The following is a 4,728-nucleotide window of genomic DNA, read 5'->3' as shown; positions in this document are numbered from 1 at the left end:
ATTTCCTGGATGATAAATCGAGCGCAGCTGCAGACACAGCGCCAGTGAGTCCGGCTGTCAAGCAGGAGGCAGCTGCGCCGGCAGCATACGCAGCACCAGAAATCGTGATCCCGGATGATTTGGGTATGGATTTCCCGTCGCCAGTTGCGCCAGCAGCCAGCGTGCCTGCAGCTCCTGATCTTTCCAGTATCGCATTTGACCTGAATCTACCTGAAGTGCCGGCACATGACGATGCCTTGCCGGCTCTGGATGGCGTCGATGAAGAAGCCAGCTATACCAGCAGTGCCGAAATGGCGACCAAGCTTGATTTGGCGATTGCCTATCAGGAAATTGGCGACAAGGAAGGCGCACGCGAATTGCTGGAAGAAGTCCTCAAGGGCGGCAATGGCGAGCAATCGGAAAAGGCCAAAAACCTGCTCAGCAAGCTCTCCTGACGTATTAATATGCAGGATCGACGGGCGCAATGCACTGCTTGCGCCCGTTTTCATTTTCAGTTTCGATTTTTTGGTAAATTTTCATCATGAATGGCGAACCAGGCGGGGCAGGCGAACTAAAACGCATCGTGCTCGGCGTGCAGTATGACGGCACACCGTGGCAGGGCTGGCAGACACAACTCAACGGCTTGACCGTGCAGGACAAGCTGGAATTCGCACTGTACAAATTCACCCAGCAAACCATTACAACCGCTTGTGCCGGACGCACCGACGCGGGCGTGCATGCGCTCGAGCAGGTCGTGCATTTCGATACGACGCTGGCGCGCGACATGTCGTCCTGGGTGCGTGGCGTCAATACCTTCTTGCCGCCATCGATAGCGGTGCGCTGGGCCACCGAGGTGGCGCATGATCCGGACGATAATTTCCATGCCCGTTTCAGCGCCCGCTCACGCACCTATCAATACGTGCTGTACAACAATCAGGTACGCTCGCCTTTGCTGGAAGGCAAGGCGGGCTGGGTCTTCCGTGCACTGGATATCGCTAAAATGCAGGAAGCGGCGCAGCACTTGCTGGGGCAGCATGATTTTTCCACTTTCCGTTCCGTGCAGTGCCAGGCCAAATCACCAGTCAAGACGATGTATGCGATCAAGATAGAGCGGCGCGGTGATTTGATCATGTTTACGGTCCATGCGAATGCGTTTTTGCATCACATGGTGCGCAATATCATCGGTTCGCTGATTTTTGTCGGGAATGGCTCGCAGCCAGCCTCATGGTTGAAGCAATTGCTGGAAGGACAGGACAGGAAATTCGCCGCGCCGACTTTCATGGCCGACGGTTTGTACCTGGCCAAAATAGATTACGATCCCAAATGGAAATTGCCGCAAACGGTCATGCAAAACTTTCTATGGTCTTGATCGGACTCGAGCATAAATACCGTTTTTGACACGCTTTTTGAAATAGACAACGATGCACATGATATTCGACAGGGTGGCACAGCAATGACACAGCGTACCCGCATCAAGATTTGCGGCCTGACCCGGCACGAAGATGTGCAGGCAGCGGTTGCGGCGGGCGCCGATGCGCTCGGTTTCGTGTTTTATTCCAGGAGTCCGCGTTATATCCAGCCTGAGGCAGCCGCAAGATTGATGGCAAAGATTCCACCTTTCGTCAGCACGGTAGGTTTGTTTGTGAATGCGAGTGTGGCAGAGGTGCAGGAAGTGGTGGCGCAAACATCAATTTCCCTTTTGCAATTTCATGGCGATGAAACACCAGCCCTGTGCGCGGCCATCGCCAGTGCGGTGAATCGGCCCTACATCCGGGCAATACGCGTAAAACCCGATACGGATCCAGCCGATTTGCTAGAATACGAATCTGATTATCGCGCCGCCAGCACTTTATTTACCGGCTTGTTGCTGGATACCTATGTAGATAGCTACGGCGGCAGTGGAAAGGTCTTCGATTGGTCTCTCATTCCCGAAAACATCGCGCCTCGGGTCGTTTTAAGTGGTGGCTTGAGCGCACAAAACGCGACTGACGCGGTGCAACGCGTACGCCCGTACGCGGTTGACGTCAGTAGTGGCGTCGAACATGACAAGGGCATCAAGGACGCGGCGAAAATTCGCGCCTTCATCGCCGCAGTGCGCGTGGCAGACGCCGCGCTCCAGACCCAATAGCAGAGAGAAGATCATGAAAGAATTGAACGTACTCGGTAACTATGCCGAGCGACTAGCGATAGTGGAAACCGCCTTGCATCAATCCGCACATTACAATTTCCCGGACGCCAAAGGCCATTTCGGCCAATACGGCGGCAGCTTTGTGTCCGAAACGCTGAGCCATGCGCTGGCTGAATTGAGGGAAGCGTATGCACATTACAGCAAGGATCCGGCATTTCTCGCTGAATTCCATTACGACCTGAAGCATTTCGTCGGCCGTCCCAGCCCGATTTATCACGCCAAACGCTGGTCTGAAAAAATGGGCGGCGCGCAGATTTACTTCAAGCGTGAAGACTTGAATCACACTGGCGCGCACAAGATCAATAACGTGATCGGCCAGGCTTTGCTGGCCAGACGCATGGGCAAGCCGCGCATCATCGCCGAAACCGGCGCCGGCCAGCATGGCGTCGCGACTGCAACGATCTGCGCCCGTTTCGGTCTCGAGTGCGTCGTCTACATGGGCAGCGAAGACGTCAAGCGCCAGGCGCAAAACGTGTACCGGATGAAATTGCTGGGCGCAACCGTCGTCCCTGTCGAATCCGGTTCGAAGACCCTGAAAGATGCGCTCAATGAAGCGATGCGCGACTGGGTCACGAATGTGGAAAACACGTTTTACATCATAGGCACCGTTGCCGGTCCGCACCCTTATCCGATGATGGTGCGCGATTTCCAGTCTGTGATCGGCACCGAATGCCTGACGCAAATGCCGGAAATGACGAGTCGCCAACCTGATTATGTCCTCGCTTGCATAGGCGGAGGTTCCAATGCGATGGGGATTTTTTATCCTTATATCGAACATGAAAGCGTGCAGTTGATCGGTGTCGAGGCTGCGGGCGAGGGGCTGGAAACCGGCAAGCATTCAGCGTCGCTGACGGCAGGTTCACCTGGCGTCTTGCACGGCAACCGGACGTATCTGTTGCAGGATGCGAATGGCCAGATCATAGAGACGCATTCGGTATCGGCCGGCCTCGATTATCCGGGCGTCGGACCGGAACATGCATGGTTGAAGGATTCCGGTCGTGCGCAGTATGTGTCGGTGACCGATGATCAAGCGCTGCAGGCCTTCCATGATTGCTGCCATATCGAAGGCATCATACCCGCGCTGGAATCCAGCCATGCCTTGAGCTACGCCGCCACCCTGGCTGCGACGCTGCCGAAAGACAAGACCGTGCTGGTCAATCTTTCCGGTCGCGGCGACAAGGATATGCATACGGTGGCGCAGCGCATGGGTTTGAAGTTTGATTAAGGCTGTCCCGGCCACGCATGCACTTCAAAAGTTGTTCGTAAAACCTTTATAAGCCTTTCATGTCCAGAATCCAATCTACCCTGGCCGCATTGGCGGCCAACAATAAAAAGGGCTTGATCCCTTTCATCACGGCGGGTGATCCGTCGCCAGATTTGACGGTACCGCTGATGCATGCGCTGGTAGCAGGCGGCGCCGACATACTCGAGTTGGGGGTGCCGTTTTCCGATCCTATGGCTGAGGGCCCGGTGATCCAGCGTGCCTGCGAACGGGCGCTCAAGTTCAACGTCGGCATGCATGATGTGCTGGGCTTTGTCAGCGAATTCCGCAAAACCAACAGCACGACTCCGGTCGTCTTGATGGGTTATGCAAATCCTATCGAGCGCATGGGGCAAACTGCCTTCATCCTGGCGGCGAAAGCAGCGGGCGTGGATGGCACCATCGTCGTCGATTACCCGCCGGAAGAGTGCGAAGAGTTCGCTGCGACGCTGAAGGCCAACGATATGGATCCTATCTTCCTGCTGGCGCCGACCTCGACTGAGGAACGGATCCAGCAAGTGGCCAAATTCGGCAGCGGCTTCAGCTATTACGTTTCGCTCAAGGGCGTCACAGGTGCAGCTAACATCGATATCGAAGACGTGTCGCAACGCATAGCCGCGATACGCAAATATGTGAAATTGCCGATAGGTGTAGGCTTCGGCATCCGCGATGCGGCAACTGCGAAGGCAGTGGCGGCAGTATCGGACGCCGTCGTGATCGGCAGCCGTATCATCCAGGAACTGGAAAATACGCCGCGCGAGCAAGCGGTAGAAGCTGTACGCAGCTTCGTTGCCGGCATACGCAAGGCGCTGGACGAATAAGCTGTCTATGTCTTTATAGACAAGTAAAATACCGACTCTCAGGTAAAAAACACGCAATTGTGGCGAATTTCCGTGCAAACGGTACAATTCGGCTAGTTAAAATGAAAGAGGTCACGATGAGCTGGCTAGACAAATTACTTCCTCCACGCATACAGCACTCCGATACTGCACAACGCAAATCGGTGCCTGAAGGCTTGTGGGTCAAATGCCCATCCTGCGAAGCTGTGCTGTATCGCACGGATCTGGAATCGAATATCCATGTTTGCCCTAAATGCGATCATCACATGCGCATCCGTGCGCGCGACCGCCTGGATGCCTTGCTCGATGCCGGCGGACGCTACGACATAGGCCAGGAAGTGTTGCCGGTCGATACGCTCAAGTTCAAGGACAGCAAGAAATATCCGGATCGCCTGAAATCGGCGCTGGAAGCAACTGGCGAAACCGATGCATTGATCGTCATGGGCGGCTCCATCATGAGC

Annotated in this window: 5 protein-coding genes and 1 pseudogene; all 6 read left to right on the top strand. The window is 55.2% G+C overall.

Going from position 1 to position 4,728, the window contains the following annotated elements; genetic code table 11:
- Positions 1-434, top strand: a 434-nt coding sequence (locus tag Q7T06_RS05995) for a FimV/HubP family polar landmark protein (protein ID WP_304781854.1), incomplete at its 5' end; no start/stop codon positions are given.
- A gap of 86 nt (positions 435-520) precedes the next feature.
- Positions 521-1,348, top strand: a complete 828-nt coding sequence (gene truA / locus Q7T06_RS05990) for a tRNA pseudouridine(38-40) synthase TruA (protein WP_304781851.1) — start codon at positions 521-523, stop codon at positions 1,346-1,348.
- Between the two features lie 84 nt (positions 1,349-1,432).
- Positions 1,433-2,107, top strand: coding sequence for a phosphoribosylanthranilate isomerase (locus tag Q7T06_RS05985; RefSeq protein ID WP_304781847.1), 675 nt, complete (start codon positions 1,433-1,435; stop codon positions 2,105-2,107).
- Positions 2,108-2,120: 13 nt separating this feature from the next.
- On the top strand, positions 2,121-3,392 hold the full coding sequence (gene trpB / locus Q7T06_RS05980; RefSeq protein ID WP_304781844.1) for a tryptophan synthase subunit beta: 1,272 nt from the start codon (positions 2,121-2,123) through the stop codon (positions 3,390-3,392).
- 59 nt (positions 3,393-3,451) lie between these two features.
- The gene (gene trpA, locus Q7T06_RS05975; RefSeq protein ID WP_304781840.1) at positions 3,452-4,249 is read left to right on the top strand and encodes a tryptophan synthase subunit alpha; all 798 of its coding nucleotides are present in this window, start codon (positions 3,452-3,454) and stop codon (positions 4,247-4,249) included.
- A gap of 116 nt (positions 4,250-4,365) precedes the next feature.
- A pseudogene (locus Q7T06_RS05970) lies at positions 4,366-4,728 on the top strand (acetyl-CoA carboxylase carboxyl transferase subunit beta); the annotation flags it as partial.

The sequence above is a fragment of the Herminiimonas sp. genome (assembly GCF_030645555.1).
Classification (GTDB): domain Bacteria; phylum Pseudomonadota; class Gammaproteobacteria; order Burkholderiales; family Burkholderiaceae_D; genus Oxalicibacterium.
The sequence above is the reverse complement of the archived record's forward strand: the minus strand, read 5'-3'. Positions and strand labels throughout refer to the sequence as shown.

Excerpts from the sequence above, each read along its gene's own strand:
- truA (WP_304781851.1), top strand. The coding sequence starts at position 521 with ATGAATGGCGAACCAGGCGGGGCAGGCGAACTAAAACGCATCGTGCTC.
- Q7T06_RS05985 (WP_304781847.1), top strand. The coding sequence starts at position 1,433 with ATGACACAGCGTACCCGCATCAAGATTTGCGGCCTGACCCGGCACGAA.
- trpB (WP_304781844.1), top strand. The coding sequence starts at position 2,121 with ATGAAAGAATTGAACGTACTCGGTAACTATGCCGAGCGACTAGCGATA.
- trpA (WP_304781840.1), top strand. The coding sequence starts at position 3,452 with ATGTCCAGAATCCAATCTACCCTGGCCGCATTGGCGGCCAACAATAAA.